General features: G+C 51.3%; 18 protein-coding genes. All 18 read right to left on the reverse strand.

What is annotated here, in order from left to right; all coding sequences use genetic code 11:
* Window positions 1–26 precede the first annotated feature (26 nt).
* On the reverse strand, window positions 27–515 hold the full coding sequence (locus PCH01S_RS26085; protein ID WP_042234755.1) for a hypothetical protein: 489 nt from the start codon (window positions 513–515) through the stop codon (window positions 27–29).
* A 225-nt stretch (window positions 516–740) separates the two neighbouring features.
* Entirely contained in the window at window positions 741–1,601 is an 861-nt protein-coding gene (locus tag PCH01S_RS26090) for an ABC transporter permease (protein ID WP_042234757.1), read from the reverse strand.
* Window positions 1,602–1,616: 15 nt separating this feature from the next.
* On the reverse strand, window positions 1,617–2,399 hold the full coding sequence (locus PCH01S_RS26095; protein ID WP_042234759.1) for an ABC transporter ATP-binding protein: 783 nt from the start codon (window positions 2,397–2,399) through the stop codon (window positions 1,617–1,619).
* A 221-nt stretch (window positions 2,400–2,620) separates the two neighbouring features.
* Window positions 2,621–3,709 carry an ABC transporter substrate-binding protein gene (locus PCH01S_RS26100; RefSeq protein ID WP_042234762.1) on the reverse strand — a complete coding sequence of 363 codons (1,089 nt, stop codon included), beginning with the start codon at window positions 3,707–3,709 and terminating at the stop codon, window positions 2,621–2,623.
* Window positions 3,710–5,158, reverse strand: coding sequence for an aryl-sulfate sulfotransferase (locus tag PCH01S_RS26105; RefSeq protein WP_042234763.1), 1,449 nt, complete (start codon window positions 5,156–5,158; stop codon window positions 3,710–3,712).
* A 71-nt stretch (window positions 5,159–5,229) separates the two neighbouring features.
* On the reverse strand, window positions 5,230–5,940 hold the full coding sequence (locus PCH01S_RS26110) for a MarR family winged helix-turn-helix transcriptional regulator (RefSeq protein WP_042234766.1): 711 nt from the start codon (window positions 5,938–5,940) through the stop codon (window positions 5,230–5,232).
* A 617-nt stretch (window positions 5,941–6,557) separates the two neighbouring features.
* Window positions 6,558–7,076, reverse strand: coding sequence for a hypothetical protein (locus PCH01S_RS26115; RefSeq protein WP_042234768.1), 519 nt, complete (start codon window positions 7,074–7,076; stop codon window positions 6,558–6,560).
* Window positions 7,073–7,438, reverse strand: a complete 366-nt coding sequence (locus tag PCH01S_RS26120) for a DUF4180 domain-containing protein (RefSeq protein ID WP_042234770.1) — start codon at window positions 7,436–7,438, stop codon at window positions 7,073–7,075. The genes PCH01S_RS26115 and PCH01S_RS26120 overlap by 4 nt, the downstream gene beginning before the upstream one ends.
* 42 nt (window positions 7,439–7,480) lie before the next feature.
* Window positions 7,481–8,032, reverse strand: a complete 552-nt coding sequence (locus PCH01S_RS26125; protein ID WP_042234772.1) for a shikimate kinase — start codon at window positions 8,030–8,032, stop codon at window positions 7,481–7,483.
* A gap of 50 nt (window positions 8,033–8,082) precedes the next feature.
* The gene (locus tag PCH01S_RS26130; RefSeq protein WP_164977158.1) at window positions 8,083–8,415 is read right to left on the reverse strand and encodes a YxiJ family protein; all 333 of its coding nucleotides are present in this window, start codon (window positions 8,413–8,415) and stop codon (window positions 8,083–8,085) included.
* Between the two features lie 118 nt (window positions 8,416–8,533).
* The gene (locus tag PCH01S_RS26135) at window positions 8,534–9,070 is read right to left on the reverse strand and encodes a GNAT family N-acetyltransferase (RefSeq protein WP_042234776.1); all 537 of its coding nucleotides are present in this window, start codon (window positions 9,068–9,070) and stop codon (window positions 8,534–8,536) included.
* On the reverse strand, window positions 9,060–9,722 hold the full coding sequence (locus PCH01S_RS26140; RefSeq protein WP_042234778.1) for a TetR family transcriptional regulator: 663 nt from the start codon (window positions 9,720–9,722) through the stop codon (window positions 9,060–9,062). Before PCH01S_RS26140 ends, PCH01S_RS26135 begins: the two co-directional genes overlap by 11 nt.
* Before the next feature lie 287 nt (window positions 9,723–10,009).
* Entirely contained in the window at window positions 10,010–10,450 is a 441-nt protein-coding gene (locus PCH01S_RS26145) for a hypothetical protein (RefSeq protein WP_042234780.1), read from the reverse strand.
* 208 nt (window positions 10,451–10,658) lie between these two features.
* Entirely contained in the window at window positions 10,659–12,038 is a 1,380-nt protein-coding gene (locus PCH01S_RS26150) for an amino acid permease (protein ID WP_042234782.1), read from the reverse strand.
* A 339-nt stretch (window positions 12,039–12,377) separates the two neighbouring features.
* Window positions 12,378–13,328, reverse strand: a complete 951-nt coding sequence (locus tag PCH01S_RS26155) for an iron-hydroxamate ABC transporter substrate-binding protein (RefSeq protein ID WP_042234784.1) — start codon at window positions 13,326–13,328, stop codon at window positions 12,378–12,380.
* Window positions 13,329–13,726: 398 nt separating this feature from the next.
* Complete coding sequence (locus PCH01S_RS26160) at window positions 13,727–15,232, reverse strand: TROVE domain-containing protein (RefSeq protein ID WP_042234786.1); 1,506 nt, start codon at window positions 15,230–15,232, stop codon at window positions 13,727–13,729.
* Window positions 15,233–15,235: 3 nt separating this feature from the next.
* Window positions 15,236–15,559, reverse strand: coding sequence for a hypothetical protein (locus PCH01S_RS26165; RefSeq protein ID WP_042234788.1), 324 nt, complete (start codon window positions 15,557–15,559; stop codon window positions 15,236–15,238).
* A 477-nt stretch (window positions 15,560–16,036) separates the two neighbouring features.
* Window positions 16,037–16,600, reverse strand: coding sequence for a hypothetical protein (locus PCH01S_RS26170; protein ID WP_042234790.1), 564 nt, complete (start codon window positions 16,598–16,600; stop codon window positions 16,037–16,039).
* Window positions 16,601–16,633: the final 33 nt, after the last annotated feature.

The following is a 16,633-nucleotide window of genomic DNA, read 5'->3' on the forward strand; positions in this document are numbered from 1 at the left end:
TTTGTCTCCTTTTAATTTTTGCCTAATTAATCAGTAGAATCTGTTACTTCATGTTCATTAATTATCTCTCTTTCAAATAAATTCACGTAATCAGTTGCCTTAGAAATTGAAGTGCTCCCACTTAATAAGTGTAACCGACCTTTCAGCTCTTCTAACTCCAACAAAACTCTGTTTAAAGAATCTGATTTTCCTACCATATTATTCAATGCCTCGCTGGTTATTACAGGCGATATTACTGTTTTATTTTTATTTTTAAGAACTTCTAAAATTTCGTAACTAAGCATAACAGTTAAAAACTTCATAGCATTTTGCATTCCATTAATACCCTTTTTACCAATCATAACATTTTGACCCTCATGCTTAGCAACACTTCTAACTAAATCTCTTAATCTGTTACCATATAATAGACTAGCAATTGTATCCTGAATATCTTCTTCTTCATCCAACGTTGCGCTTTCCTTGAGTAACTCATTATCTTCTTCTTTAAAATCCTCATTCAATTTATTATCACTCATATATTATCCTTCCCATCTTTTTAAAATGGTTAATAAGAACTATTTACATTTAAATTTTAACATAATTTTGAAGAGTTTAACAGGAATATTGTTCATATTATGTAATGTTGGCCTGTATTTAAGAACCTTTAATTTTCATGACATACAAATAGATCCATCAATAACGATGGACCTATTAAATAAAGTTTAATCTTTTATACTCTCATTTGTGTACTGTCTCTTCCCCTACCGCCGTCCCCCCACCGCCCCCACAACCCCATACCGAGCCAAAAGCTTACGCCCCAGCAGCGCCACGGCGCGATCCGTTATGAAACCCATCAGTCCCAGGCAGATCAGCCCCACGAAAATCCAGTCCGTACGGAAGAACAGTCGCGAGTTCCAGATGAGATAGCCGACGCCCTCGTTGGAGGCGATCATTTCGGCGCCAATGATGGCCATAAAGGAGGTGCCCATGGCGAGGCGGATGCCTGTGAACATGTACGGCACGGTTGCCGGGATGATGACGTGCAGGACGATCTGCCATTCGGAGGCGCCCATGCTGCGGGCGGAGCGGATTTTGTCCTCCTCCACGGCAAGCACGCCGGTCAAGGTGTTGAGCACGACGATGAAGAAAGTGGCGTACAGGATGAGCACGACTTTCGATGTCTCCCCGATGCCAAACCAGACGAGGAAAAGTGTAATAAACGCGATCGGCGGAATGAAGCGGATGAAGTTCAGGAACGGCTCCGCAAAAGCGCGGATGGCGCCGACTTTGCCGATGACGAGGCCGACCGGGATGGCGATCAGGCTGCCGAGGGTCCAGCCGAGCAGGACGCGGTATGAGCTGATGCCGATGTACTGCAGCAGGGTGCCTTCGGCGAGCAGCTCGTATCCGCCCTCGGCGGTCAGGATCGGGCCGGGCAGGATTTCCGGACCGTAGACGAGCGACAGCCCGTGCCACAGAAGCAGTCCCGCGATCCAGAAGACGAGGGTGAGCAGCGTTTTTTTGAACCAAGGCTTGCGGATAAGCGGTTTCCGGACGGAAGCAGCCGTAATGGGCGGCTTGGTCGTGATTGGTTTTTTTGCCGTAATGGCGTTCGTGTTCATGTCGGCTTCCCCTCCCTATTCGTCGAAATGCGCCTGGATGCGGTTGTACAGCTCGTAAAACTCCGGCGACCCCAGGTCCCGTGGATACGCGAGGGGCACGTCGTAGATATGCGAGATGTTGGACGACGGCCCGGCGGACATAATGCCGATGCGGCCACCGAGCAGCAGCGCTTCCTGGATGTCGTGGGTGACAAAAATGACGGTTTTGTCGGTTTCCTGCCAAATCCGCTGAAGCTCCTTCTGCATGGTGCGGCGCGTCATCGCGTCGAGCGCGCCGAACGGCTCATCCATGAGCAGGATGGCCGGATCATTCGACAGCACGCGGGCCAACTGCACGCGCTGCTTCATGCCCCCGGACAGCTCGCGCGGGAACTTGCTCTCGTGTCCCTTGAGACCAACCAGTTCGATATACTGGTCGGAAATGCTGCGGCGCTCGGCCGCCGGGACACGCTTCATGCGCAGGCCGAACTCCACGTTTTCCCTGACCGTAAGCCAGGGGAACAGGGACGAATCGGCCTGCTGGAAGACGACGGCGCGGTCCTGGCCGGGCCGGTCGACCTCGCGGTCACCGACGCGCACCTGGCCGGACGTCTTGGAGACGAAGCCCGCGATGAGACTGAGCAGCGTCGATTTGCCGCAGCCGCTCGGTCCCAGCAGGACGAAGAACTCGCCGCCCCGGACCGCCAGATTCACGTCCTGAATGATGTAGTGCAGCTCGCCCGCGGAAGGCTGCGTGTAGCTTTTGTCCAGGCGTTCGATGTGGATTTCGTTGCGTTTCGGCGCTGCCTCAGTAACCATACTTCATCCCCCTGTTCAGCTTAGTTGCGTTTTTCTTGCCATATTTCGCTGCATGACAGCAGTTGGTGCATTGCTGCATAAGTAGCTATCGGTGTTCCGCTGCATAACAGCGATCGGTATTCCGGTGCAAGACGGCGGTCCGGTCGACCGCTGCCGGGCGCGTGCTGCAATGTTGCGTGGTGGTCGGCCCGGCCCATGCTGCCGTTTTTCCGATATTCGTACTACTTCACTTCAATGACCCGGTCCGGGAAAGCTTCCCGCAAAATGTCCAGGTACAGCTTGCTTTTCAGGTCGAAATCCTTCTCAATGATGGCGTTGTCGACCATGTATTTTTTCTGCTCTTTGTAGCCGTTGTACGCTTTATCGGTGAACCCGATTTTCCACGGGTTTTTGGGCAGGTCCTTGAGGGTCGCCTCTTTCGGCTGCTTGACTTCTTTGTACATGATGTCCGCGGTTTCCTCTTGGTGCGCCTGTGCGTAGGCCGAAGCCTCGTCGATCGCCTTCAGGAAGTTGACGAAACCGGCTTTGTTGGCTTTGAGCAGCTCGGTGGGAGCGATGAGGCCGTTGCCGAGGCGCACCGGCGTTTTGGACATGTCGGTCAGCTCGTGGGCTTCGGCCAGAGCGCCGAATTTTTCATTGAGCACCGCGCCGTATACCCACGCGCCGTCGATCTCGCCTTTTTTGAGGGCGACATACGCTTCATCGAAGCCGCCTTGGCCGATCAGCTTCACCTCGGACAATTTGACGCCGTTCTGACCCAGATACACATCCCACAGGTAAGGGACAAAAGTGCCGCGGGAAAAGCTCAGCTTCTTGCCCTTGAGGTCGGCCGCGCTTTTGATGTCCTTGCGGACGAACAGCTTCCACTCGCTGGCGCTCAGATCCGTTGCCGTACCCGACGAGGCGAAAATGGAGTAATCGCCTTTGCTCACGGCGTTCAGCAGAGGAAAATCCGCGCCGAACGCGACGTCCACCTGTTTGATAAACAAGGAGTTGACGCCTTCGGCCGGTGTGGCGAACGAGACGAGCTCTGCGTCGATGCCGTGTTTGTCGAAGATGCCTTTGCTTTTGGCGACGCGGAAAATCGAGTTGGTAGAAATATCCGCGATTTTCAGCTTCAGCTTGGCCGCGCCACCTTGTTTAGGGTCGGCGGCCGCTTTGCCGCAGCCGGCCAGTACGGCCAGCATCGCGGCGGTGAGCACCAGCGCGAGCAACGTGCGGGTGTAGCGGTGGGGACGGGATGTTTGGCGGAGGCCAACGTGGCCTGCGGCCTTTTTACCTTTTTCCTCAGCTTCTCTCATTATCCTCACCTACCCCTTCCCCGGTTCCGGCTGTGCTTCGTCCGTCCGTGCCACGCACAGCGCGCCCTCGCCGTAGGAGACGGTACCTTCCACTTCCACTGTCGTGACCGCTCCGCGGGCAGCCGCCCCTGGCAGACGGAAGTCCGCCACGTCGATCGGCGCGATCTCGACTTCCTCCGGCAGCTCCAACTGCGGCACCCACTCGTAAGGCACGCGGTAGGCGCGGTAGACCATGTTGGAGTTGCGTTTGTTTTTGTAAGGGGATATGTACTCCCACACCAGCTCATGCTCACGCGTCACTTCAAAAATCCGGCCGTCCGCGCCTTCGGTAATCAGCGTGTTGCCGTTCGGCAGGCGCTGGGCGGAGCTGATATACGGGCTGTAAAACCGGTACGAATCGAGCGGAGCCTGAAAGCCCGCTTCCGTCGGCGTGTACTGCCACTCGATTTCGAGCGTGACCGGGTTGATCTCCAGGATGCGGGAGTGATCGCGGCGGGCGTTTTTGAGCCCATCCGGGGACTCCGGATTCGGTGCGCCGTAGCCGCCCCAGCCGCCGTTGTCGAAAATCAGAATGTTACCCTCTCCCGGCAAACCTCTCGGAATAAGGTGCGCGTGGTGCTGGCCGATGATCCAGCCGATATGCTTCGTCTCTTCGGTATTATAGTTGGGGCCGAGCTTCCAGACGATTTTGCCGGTCTTTTTGTCCGTGATGGCAATGATGTTTGTCTCCCGCGCGTCCCAGATGATGTTGTCCGGGTGGAATCTTTCATCCCCCGCATCGTAATGCTTATTCGGCCCGAGGACCGAAGCGGAGTTGATGTGCATCCAGTCGCCGGCATTGGCACCGAAAAACCGGGTGTTCGGATCGTTGTACAGCGCCTCCCGGGCATCTTCGTCGAAGCCCAGCTCCTCGAAATGGTCGCTCGTTGTCCATTCCCAGACGACATTTCCTTCCCAATCCACTTCTAAGATGGTATCGTCCAGCAGCTCTTTGTCGGATATTTCAGGACGCTTCACGTTTTTGTGTGCGAGTATGATTGTGTTCCCCGAGTGGACTTTCGGCTCCTGCCCCGGCACGTAGTACCCGACCGGATTTCCTTCGCGCTGGTAGTCGTGATGCTGGCGAGCCATCCACTGGGGCTCATGCCCGGGGTCCTCGATGTGCTGGTAGCGGTCAAACTTCCACACGATATTGCCGTCCCAGTCGACCTGCACCAGATTTACCTCATCCTGAAACCCATACTTCGGATCGCGCTCCGCCGTACTGCCGAATACGTACCCGCCCGGGAGCAGCTTGTTCGGGAACCCCCGCAGGCCTTTCCACAAATGAACCTCCCGCCCGTTCATGTCGATCAGCAGCGCCCCCGTTTCCGCCGCCTGATACAGCGTGTAGCCGCTCCAGCTTTTGCCCGGTTTGTAAACCGTCGTTCCCGTCGGATAAATCGTCGGATGTCCCATATGTGTAACGTCCTCTCTTTTGTTGGATTTGGTTTGCGAAAAAACGCCGGCGCCCCTATGCGGTATCGCCTCTAATAAGAAATGAAATTTTTCTTGCGCGTGGTCTTGCTTGATTTTGGAGTAGGTGGCTGATCCGCCAGCGGTTGTGAGGACGTTTCCGGCCTTAATTCCGATGACGGATGAGATGCGGTATCGTTTTTAAAAACGGCAGCCGGGCTTTCCTCCTCCGACGCGGGAAAGGATACGGGTGTCGATGCCCGGTCGTCCGCGGTTCTCTTCGTCGTCTTGATCGACGAGTTTGCCGCTGCTTCCCCGTCTTCTCCCGGATAAGCCAGCACCGCTTCCGCGAAGCCGTCCAGCTTTTCCAGCAGCCTCCGGGAAAATACGATCTGGCGCTCCAGCTCCTCGGGCGTGAACCCGCCGAACAAGATGCCGATCATATGCGCGCTGAGCCCGCCGTTGCGCCGAAGCAGCTCCCGGCCCTTGTCCGTAATGTCCAGCGCCACGGACCTGCGGTCGGACTCGCTTCGTTTGCGGACCGCGTAACCACCCGCCTCCAGCTTGTCGCACAGTGCAGTTACGGCACCGGATGTAAAATCCAACTGCTCCGCCAGCTCGCCCAGCCGCTGCTCTCCTTGGCTATGAATTGAATTCAGGATGAGCATGCCCGGCAAGGCGATGCCTTCGACGGAAATTTTGTCGCGTTCCTTTACAAATTTGCGTACCAGTCTGCGGAAGAGCCAGTCGGCCTCTTCGTATAACGCCCCGTCTTTTTCGTGCATGCCAGTCCTTTCGTCATGAGGCCCGTAGAAACAAAAAAGCTCCCGAAATCTCCTCCGTATGTCGGTAAGAGATAACAGGAGCCTTTGGCGGTCCAATCGGCTGTCCTCATTGATTTAGTTGTAAAATAATGAATGCTCGCTTAATGAATATTCATTTGATTAGAATTCATTTAGTAATCTTGAAGTAAGATTAAACCAATTAATCATACCTGTCAAGTAGGTTTTAAGTTTTCTTTTTTAGCTTGCAAAAAAAGAACCCGCGTGGGCGGATTCTTTTCAAAGACCCGTTATGTTCCCCGGTTATTAACCGAGTAGGACTGAACAGAAGGAAATTCGGATGCCGCGAATTTAAAATAAATGAAATCTCGTCCCCAATCTTCCCATCCGATTGTCTTGGAGTGCGGAACGGTTGAAACATAATAGTTTAAATTATACCGTCTAATTAAGCTGCTCAACTCACAGGGAGTTTTCAACGTGCTACTGTTTACGAGCATTCTCGTCTCTGAATCTCCCATGAGCTTCTGCCTCCAGTGCACGGATGTGCTAATTTGATAAACAAGCTCTACTAAATACCGCTTATGCAGTTTTTTTCGAATTCTTTTTTTCATGAAATCACCTTAACACTCGATAATTCTGGAGTACACCGTGGCTGTATACGCAGCTTCTTCTTCCTCTTCGTTGGTCGTGCCCGAATCTTCTTTATGCCGCAAAATTTGTATGCCGTCGAAACAAGCCTTCTCCCGGTAGGCCAGCAAAACTTCTTTACGATCGCTGACCTGGTTCACCTTGCACGCGAAGGGCAGACCCAGCCCCTCCTCATAAGAAATGACGGAAAAACGAATCGCCGGGATCTGATAATCTCCCCACAGGTAGAAAATAAATGTTTTTCCAGCGTAAAATTTTTGCAAATAAGAAGCCCACGCGTCTTCCAGAAAAGCGAATAGGTTATCCAGTTCATGAAGAGACAATCTATCATGCTTGATGATTTTGTTCAGCCGCTCGATGGTGCGCATGTTGTAATGGGCTTCCGCTTCCATCTGGAGCGGATCATTTGAGAAGAGCACACCCGGCCGCTCCGCTATCTCCATAATCTCGGCGTATGCCTTACTGTTTTTTATTTTCAGAAAATCGATCATGCCCCATGCAGCGCATCCAGCGCCTCCGCCTCGGTCCCTTTGAAAAACACGTTGCTCCCATGGTTGCACTCGTAAATAAAATCGTTCAGGCTCTTGCTGTTGTACCCGCTGAAATCCCCGACGATAGCAATCTTTAACTGGTAGTTGATATATTTCTGCAAAATGTCCCCGGCCAGTTTCGTTTTCAGCTCAAAAAAATCCTCCGTAAGCTGTTCCTTTCTGAGAAGCACTTTATCGCATTCGTGGTTATAACGAATGTCGGCCATCAAGTCGAGCGCATCGTTTACGCTGCTAATGACCACGTCCTCGCTTGAGATGACGGCGACTTTCGAATGCGGCCGCTGGTCGACGGTGATATTCATGTTCATTTCTCCTTTGTTTGATTGATTTTTATAGAGGGTGCGTCATGGAAGAACGTCTGTCTGAGCGCCGATCTGCTTGCCCTCCCTGGCATCGGCTAAAATCGACGCATGCGGCAGACGGTTGTCTTTCAAAACCAGCACTTTATCCCCGTACGTCTTTAGCAGCTCCATCGCTTTAAGCCTGCCTTCCCTCTGGAACTGGTGATTCCAGCAAAACATCTTCCACAGGATGGTCCACGTCGGCTTATAGTTCGCCTGCTCCTGTCCGGTCTTCTGCCGGATAAACCGGCTGATGATGCGCCTAAGTCGTGTGAAATACGGCGTATCCAGAAAAACGATCCGTTCCGCATGTTCCAGACAAGGTCCGATCCAGCCGGCTTGATGAGCTCCTTCCGTAATCCAGTCGTCGGCCCCAATGATTCCAGCCAGACAGGCATCTCGTTCCTCTTCCGTTCGTCTTACGTCTCCCGCCGGGGTTCTTTTCCAGACCACGTTATCCAGCTCATAGAAAGGAAGCCCCAGCTCCGATGACAGCCTTCTGGCCAAAGTCGTTTTGCCGCTCCCGACCGATCCGATAATATGAATTCTCTTCATTTAGACCACCGCTTGGCAAATTTATTGATCTTGCTCCCATCCTACACCACTCACCTTATAAAATACCGCAGCACCAGCACTCTTGCTTCTTCAAAACTGTTGAGTTCCTTCTGAAAGGCCGGGTAGTGAGAGACCTTATTTTCAAAAAACTTATAAGAGGGGAATCTTTCAAAAAAGTTCATCTTCATTAACTGCATTTGTCGTGATGGGATATTTTCTTCACTGCCGCTCAAGACATAACTAATCGTTCCTGCGACAGTCACACAATAATCATTGAAGTCGGCATTTAAACAAGCTTCCTCTGAAAGTAAGGAAAGTTCAAGCTCAAAGTCTTGCTTTATCCGCTCAAGATCTTTATAGGGAAAAGGTCTGGACAAATCCATCGTATACAAAAGCATTAAGCGTTCAATGATTTTTTCTCTTTTTATGATGCATCACCTTTTATTCATATCGGACCCGATACTTCAGCAGAGCTAGCAACCCTCCGGCCCCCCTATCCCGTCAGCCAGCCTTATATTCCTCTTGAAGAATCCCCATATGTAGGAGGTCGTGCCACTGCCCTTCCCTGAATAGCGCCTGCCGGGAGATTCCCTCCCGTTTGAACCCGATTTTTTCGTACAAAGCAACGGCTTTATCGTTAAAAGCGAACACCCGCAAGGATACCCGGTGCAGATTCAATTCATGAAAAGCGTAATTAAGCAGCAGTCTTAAGGATTCGTTTCCGTAGCCTTTGCCCCAAAATTCTTTCTCGCCGATGTCGAGGATACACTCTGCGCTGCGGTTTTTAAAATCGAGTTGAATCAATGAGGTGATTCCAATAGGCCGCTCAGACAGCTTATCCAGGATCATATAGCTTTTGGACGTGCCCGAACCCAAAATCACCTGCTCCACAAATTGCCGGGTTTCCGCATAAGTAAACAAATCCAAGGAAGGATTGGTCGTTCTCATCACTTCCATATCGTTTCTCCATGTGTGGTAAACGGCTGCATCCTCTTCCGTCGTTTTTCGAAATGATACTCTCGAAGATTCAAATAACATCCTCTTTGTTCTCCTTTTCCGTTGTCTCCGTCTTGTTTCCAACCGGACCGAGCATAGCTTCCAAGGTAAAAAGCAGAGCATCCAGCTGCTCATTCACCTTCGTTTTCTCAGGACCCATATGGGCCGTATCCATGATTAGTCCATCCATGAACGAAATCAGATATCGGGCAATGGTTTCGGCCGGAAGCCGGAGTGCAAACTCGCCCTGGGCTGCCCCTTTTTCAAAAAATCCGGTCAGCACTTCCATGGTCCCTTCATAACGTGTCGCGATGTAAGGATAGATCTCCTTGTTGTTCCGGTATTGGGCCGATGAGAAAAACTGCGAGTTCGCCAGCACTAAAGTCTCCTCCATGCTACCGATTTCGGCCTGCTGCTTATTAAGCCAATTCTTTATCTGCTGCCAACTGTTCTTCGTGTCGTCACTGCGAAAATAAATCTCATGCTTCCGGTCCTCGTGCCGCAACAGCTCCAGATAGACATGCTCAATGTTATCGAAATAGGCGTACAAAGCTCCCCTCGACACCCCGGCCGCCTCCATGATGTCCTGCATGGTCGCTCCGTTATACCCTTTGCGGATAAACACCTGTTTGGCCTTCTGCAGCAAATCGATTTTCTTTTGCTTTTTGTATTCCTCGTTCACTTTGGGAGACATCTTTTTTACTCCGATCAAAAACAATGTATAGGGTGCTAGTTGAATTATAAACGACATTCATGTCGTTTTTCAATATGTATTCCAAAATTAAACAGCATGCATCCAAAGATCGGGCGCGTGCGCTATTCGTTATGTTCAGTTGTAGTGTAAATTTTTTAGACGGTTTCACGAACGATGTACCGCTCAGCAGTTGTTGGCAAACCCGCATCCGTCGCGTGTTTTTCAAAAAGAAAAAGAGGGGCCCTAAGCCCCTCTAAACTATTAACACCGAAAAAATATTTACAAGATCAGCTTACTTTAAAATTAAATTTATACGGGTTAGACTTGTCGTAATCGAATCCGCTCGGTCTAATTTTGAAATAGATCTTATCTCCAGGTTGAAGAGTCGAATTAAAGCCGTCGTGTTGTCCCGGACCGTTATCGTTTGTGTTCAAGACGTACTCCCAGCCTCCTGCTGTAACAAGCACGAGCTGCAAATTATAATTTTTGCCGGCAGGAGAGAGCAAGGAGCCGGATAAATATTGAGTGCTGCTGGTGGAATTGGTCCAATAAAACCAATCTTCATCCGCCGCCGTATCCAGCGTCCATGTATAGTCTGTATTTGGGTAAACATTTAGGGCCTCGCTTCTTGTATCCGCTAACCCGGAAACGGCAAACGCAGACTGGGACGACAATAATAGAGATGCGGTTACAACTAAGGCCGGGACAATTTTCTTCAATTTGAACACAGTTGATCATCCTCCATTTAATTTATTTGGTTTATTTATAAATAAACTACTATAATATACCATATTTGTAACACAAAATCCACTATATTCATTTTGTAGAGACCATTCAGAGAATAATAAACACGTGTGATCTGAATGAACTTTTAAAAACCAAAAACCGGGCCAAATCCAGGCTCCCGCCTGAATTCGCCCGGCTTTTAGCCGAATGTTACCCTTCCTCGTTCTCCCCGGTCTTCTGCCGCTTCCCGATACCAAAAACGAAGTACCCCACGATAACGACCGCAATGAACACGGCTCCAACGATCAATGAGACGCGTGTATCCGGGTTGAACCACATTCCGATAATGACGAGGAACAAGAACACGATGGTAATATAGTTGCTGACCGGGAAAAACCGGGACTTGAACGGATGATCCGCCATCTCGTGCTTCCACTTTCTCCGGAATTTAAACTGGCTGAAAGCGAGCGCAAACCAGGGAATCATCCCCGGAAGAACGCTGGCGCTGTAAATGTACAGGAACAGCTTCGAATCCGGCGCCAAGTAATTGAAAAGCACGCCGATCAGCAGCAAAGAAATCGTGGTGATGATGCTGTTTCTCGGGACACCGCTTTTGGACACCTTCCCGAAAAATTTGGGGGCCTGCCCGTTCTGCGCCAGCGTGTACAGCATTCTGCCCGCACTGTAAATCCCACTATTGCAGCCCGACATCGCCGCTGTAAGCACGACGAAATTGATAATGCCCGCTGCGGCGACAATGCCCACTTTGGCAAAGGTCATCACGAAGGGACTGCCGATTTCGCCGACCTGGTTCCACGGATAAAGCGTAACGATCACGAATATAGCGCCTACATAAAAAATCAGAATGCGCCAGATGATGTTTTTAATCGCTTTGCGCAGCGTATGCTTCGGATTCTCCGCTTCCCCCGCCGTAATTCCGACCATTTCGATCCCCTGATAAGCAGCCGTTACAATGCAGAGCGCAAACAGGAATCCTTTTAACCCTCCCGCAAAAAAGCCGCCGTGGCTGTACAGATGAGAGAGCCCGATAGGCTCCCCGCCGTTGCCGAGCCCGAAGAAAATCATGGCCGTGCCGATCACCAGCATAAACACGATAGCGACAACCTTAATCATGGCAAACCAGAACTCGAACTCCCCGTAAAATTTCACCGCCGCCAGGTTGGCCGCCGCAATGATTCCCACGCCGATCAAGGCCGGAATCCACTGGGGAATGTCCGGGAACCAGTAGCCCACGTAAATCCCGATTGCGGTAACCTCCGCCATGCCGACCGTCACCCATAGGAACCAATAGCTCCAGGCGGTCACATAACCGGCGAGCGGGCCGATGTATCGGTGGGCAAACGTGGCGAAGGAACCCGTAACCGGCTCGAGCAGCAGCATTTCTCCCATAATCCGCATGACAAAAAACATAATAACCCCGGCCAAAAGATAAGCCAGCAGCACGGAAGGGCCGGCCCATTTGATCGTACTGGCCGATCCCATAAACAGCCCGACGCCAATCGTCCCCCCGAGCGCAATCAGCTCAATATGCCGGGGCTTCAGTCCTCTGGATAATGATTTGGCTTCCAAAAGAACGCTCCCCTTCGTATATACGTGATCTGCTTTTCATACTTTACTGCCCATCTTCAGTTCGTAACACCGTTCCCCCCAACTTAGTGTGATGCAATCTGGTTAAAACGGCAGCACAGCCTTGTAATTCTGCAACTGCTTCCTCAACGTTACAAAAAATTGTATGACAGAATATTGGCAAATACAACTGCGGAAATGCAGGCATTTGTTGGAAGGGTTCACTCCATTTCTTTCAATCAAAAAAACAGCCATGGACCTAAGCCCCTGGCCGTTTTTATTCTCACGCGCACCCGATTGACAGTTCCCTTACAGCGATACGATATCTCCCGCTAAATGCGCTTATTTGCCGAGAAAGTGTTCCGTGAAAAATTTCAATTGATATTCCATGCTCAGCGGATCGTTAAAATAGAACGCCTTCGCGTTAGCCTCGAAGACTCGATTATTTTGGACAGCGGGGATACTCTTGTAGGTTTCGGTTTTCTGGAAAGAGTTGTCTTCCTCCGCGTTCTTACTGAAAATGACATAGTCGCCCATGTAATCCTTTAACACTTCCGTGGACAGGGCCAAGTAACCTTCTTTCTTTGTCGCTTCTTTGACTTTATCCGGCATGCGCAGTCCGAACGCCTGGTAGAGAATTTCGGTGCCGCGTCCGAAGTTATCGCCATAGACATAGAGCTGCTTGTTGAACGTCTCGATAACGGAGACCGTTGCGTCTGCACCGATCTTCGCCTTAATTTCATCTCCGGCTTTTTTGGTGCGGGCTGTGAAATCGTCAACCCAAGCTTGCGCTTCCTTTTCTTTGTTCAGCAATTTGCCGACTTCCAGCTGCTGCTTTAAGTAATCGACTTTCCCGTACGTATAAGTGACCGTCGGAGCGATTTTCTTGAACTTATCGATGTTCTTGATTTCGGAAGGCCCGATAATAAGATCCGGCTTCAGCTCGATGATCTTCTCCAAGCTCTCGTCCGAAACCGACTCTACGTTTTTCAGCTTCTCTTCGAAATTCGGGTTTTCCTTGGACATCTCGTCCACACCGACCAGAGGCACCCCGAGTGCCATCACATTCCCCGTTAAAGTTCGCGTAAGCACAACGACGCGCTGCGGATTCGAAGGAACCTCGACCGGCCCGGTCTCGGATTGGTAGGTAAACGTCCCTGATTTCGTGGCTGCCGATGCCGTCCCGGCAGGCTCAGTGGAGGCACTGTTCCCGCTCTTGGTGCCTGTTTGGTTACCGCCGCAGGCGCTCAGAAGAAGGATAAGGAACAGGGATAACGGAATAAACTTTTTCATAAAACGATTCTCTCCCTCATCAATTTGCTATGTATCTATGAATAATCCAATCGCGAGTGAGTTGAGAGGACATTCATTTTAACGATAATGATAATCATTATCAATATGTTAACCATTCTATAGGCAGGCCGGGTTGCTGTCAATACCTAAATAGGATGGAGCTGCTTTCAGCATTCTTCTGCTTTGAAGCTACAACAATTCGAAAAAACATCGTCATCAGCCAGGGTTATCTCTACCGGGAACGCAACGCGCCGACCCGCAAAGTCCACGCGTGCATAAAAAAATACAGCGTCCGGGCCTCTTCCCGCCATTAGGCAAGAGAAGAATCCACACGCTGTAGCGCAAGTAATACGGTTCGTCAACCGGCTGCCTCCGCACGTTTTTCGTTTACCGCCGTCTTATTGCAAATGATCCAAATCCAGCGTGGCTACCTGTTCGGTCAAGCCAGAATACCCTTGCACGGTCTGGGCAATGTAGGACAGCACCGTGTCGCTCCAGCCGTAAATGTAGTAGGTATGAGGGTCCTGGACGGGAACCATCGCATGGCGGTAAGGCGCAATGTCGATGATGAACGCCTTTACGTCGCGGTTCACCTTGGAACGGTACCGTTTCAGCTCCTCGTAGAACGGACTGCCGCTGTTCTGCTGCTCATCCGTGATTATCACGATCTGGTCCACCTTCTTCCGCTCCCGGATAAGCTTGCGGACGGGCGCCCCCGTATCCGTGCCTCCACGAGCATGAATCTGCGCCGCCTGGGTCAAAATGCTGTCTTTACGGGAAGGCTTCGCATCCGCAACCTCCGTGTCGAACAGCCAGAACAGGGAGCTGCCGCGGGTCTTTTTATACAGCGCGAGGGCAAAAACGGAGCCGATCTCCAGGTACTGCCCGTTCATCGAGCCCGAGATATCGAGGAAAATCGCCGTTTGATCGCCCAGCTCCGGCAGGTTGTCGAACGTAAGCTCCGCCGCTTCTCGCAAAGCGTCTCTAAGCTCCGGATGCTCCACCTGCCGGAAAGCCGTCGCCAGCCGGAACGGAAGGATCTTGGCTTTGCTCAGCGCCTGGGGATCGGTCAACCGCTGTACGATGTACTCCACGTGCCGCGCATCTTCGAGCACACCCGCCCGCTGCATCGCGTTCAAATGACGGAGCAGCGCAAACGTCGGCATCTGGTACAGCAGTGCCTCCCAGACCGCCTTCGACGGCTTGATCGCTCCCGTTACCGTTTCGTAAGGCAGCTTGCCGCGTTCGATCCAGCGAATCTGCTCTTCCTCGGTTGCGGCCAGCTTCAAGTTCTCCAACGCCTCGACCTGCGGCAGCAGCGCCAGATTGGCCTCCATTCCCCGCAAGTAGCGGAACAACGCTTGCTGCTGTAGATCCTTCGGCTTCGGATGCGCCGTCGCTATGGCGTCGCCCAGGCTGTATCCGCGACCGCGACCGTTGTACTTCATCGCCCAGTATTCGGACACCTCGGACAAGAATCGGTTCACCTGCCGTTTCACGGCACGGCCGCCCTCTCCGCGTCCGAGCCCGTTCAGAATGGTCAGAAAATCGGACAAATCCGAAGGAATCCGCACCACCTGCCGGAAAACCTTCGCAAACAGATCCGGACGGTACATGGAAAGGATCGCGAGCCCGAACAAGGGCTGAAGCCGCATAAAACCCGCGTTTCGGGCAAACACAATCGCCCGTGCCATGAAATGCGGATTGGCTTCGGCCATCTCGTGATGAAGCTGTGCCGCATCGCCGACCAGCTCCTGCTGATCCGCGTAGTACGTGTTCCCCATCGTATTCGTCATCAGCGTCTGCACATACCGCTCCTCCGCAGACCGCGTGTACGCGGGATAATTGTCTTTATTGTAGGCGTCCGGTCTGAGAGCGCCGAACAACTTTTTCGCCATACTCATGATTCACACACTCCTTTTTTCAAAAAAACTCCGGCGAAGAAAAAGCGGAACAGGTCTGCTGCAGGAGTCGAACCTGCCGTACTGCCCGGGGTATTGCCATTGGTCGATAAGCTCGAAGGAACCCGTTCCTGCGCCTCGCCGGATATTCATTTTTTTGGGATAGAAGCGGAGCGAGGAAAGTGGTTGAAAAGGTTCACGGCATCCGTCGGACACCGTCATACTTAACCCTAATAAGTCGAAGAAACCCTTTCTGGCGCCTCGCTCCGCATTTTCATTTGTAGAAACCACCGAGGAAATAGGTCGGACAGGTACATGCTGCTCTACCATCTGAGCTATTCCTCCCCATGGAGGAAGTTGGACTCGAACCAACGACCAGCCGATTAAAAGTCGAAGTAACCCGTCCAGGCGCCTCGGTGATTTTATTGGGCCGACCGTTTAACGTGCCTGCCTTCTGTACCTATCTTCGCTCATTTTCGGTTCCGCGAACATGGCGAAAGTATTACGACCGGAGAAAAGTTTACCTTTTTTTGTGCGAAAAAGATTCTGATTTCCGCTTACGCGGAGGTGTCCGGGATTTATTGTGGGAAATACGTTCGTTGACGTATCATGAGGGGTAAAGTAGGAGAACTACGGGATTTATTAGGAGCGGTTGACGGAAATTTGATAGATGGTGAACTGGCGGAGAGTATCAGGGCAATGAGAAAACTTATTTAACGGATTGGATAGCCAGCAACAAAAAAAGGCCTGGAGCCGTACTCCACGCCTTTTCAGCGGTCAGGTTTCGTAGTTGGTGACTTCACACGCTTATTGCTTCTTATTCAAAGCCCGTACATCATCTCTAAAAGCATCGCTGTACTGCTCGAATAATCCCGTATCGAACTTATAACTCTTGTCGTTGGCCTTCGGTGTATTTTCCTTAAGCTGCTTATACAGATTGTCGGTTTCTTTCGAAAGCTTGGTCCATACTTGCTTCACATTATCATACTTCGCATCCAGACCCTGAATGTACATATCGTATTCCGCCTTTTTCTCCATGGCTTTGCCCAGGCGCTCCATTGTGAAATCAATGTCCAGCTTCTTCCCTGTGTTGCCCGTTCCATTGCTGACGTACCAAGTGATGTCCACAAATCCTTCGTTCCAAAAAGACGAAATCATAAAGTTGCTGATCTCACTTAGTTTAGACTCAGGGGCCGGCTCTTTCGGCTTAGCTGAAGCATTCGCCGGATTGGCAGTGCTTGCAGGCGAACTCTTAGCCGTCTCCGTCGGCTTTACATCTGCGGTCTTTTCCTTGCTTCCACACCCCGACATTACAAACAGCAGGACAACGGCCATTCCGATCAAAAAACCAATTTTGCTGCGTTTAGACATCCCAGTACTCTCCTTTTTTTACAAGTGCTCCTT

It is taken from the genome of Paenibacillus chitinolyticus NBRC 15660 (assembly GCF_000739915.1).
In the GTDB taxonomy this organism is placed as follows: Bacteria; Bacillota; Bacilli; order Paenibacillales; family NBRC-103111; genus Paenibacillus_F; species Paenibacillus_F chitinolyticus.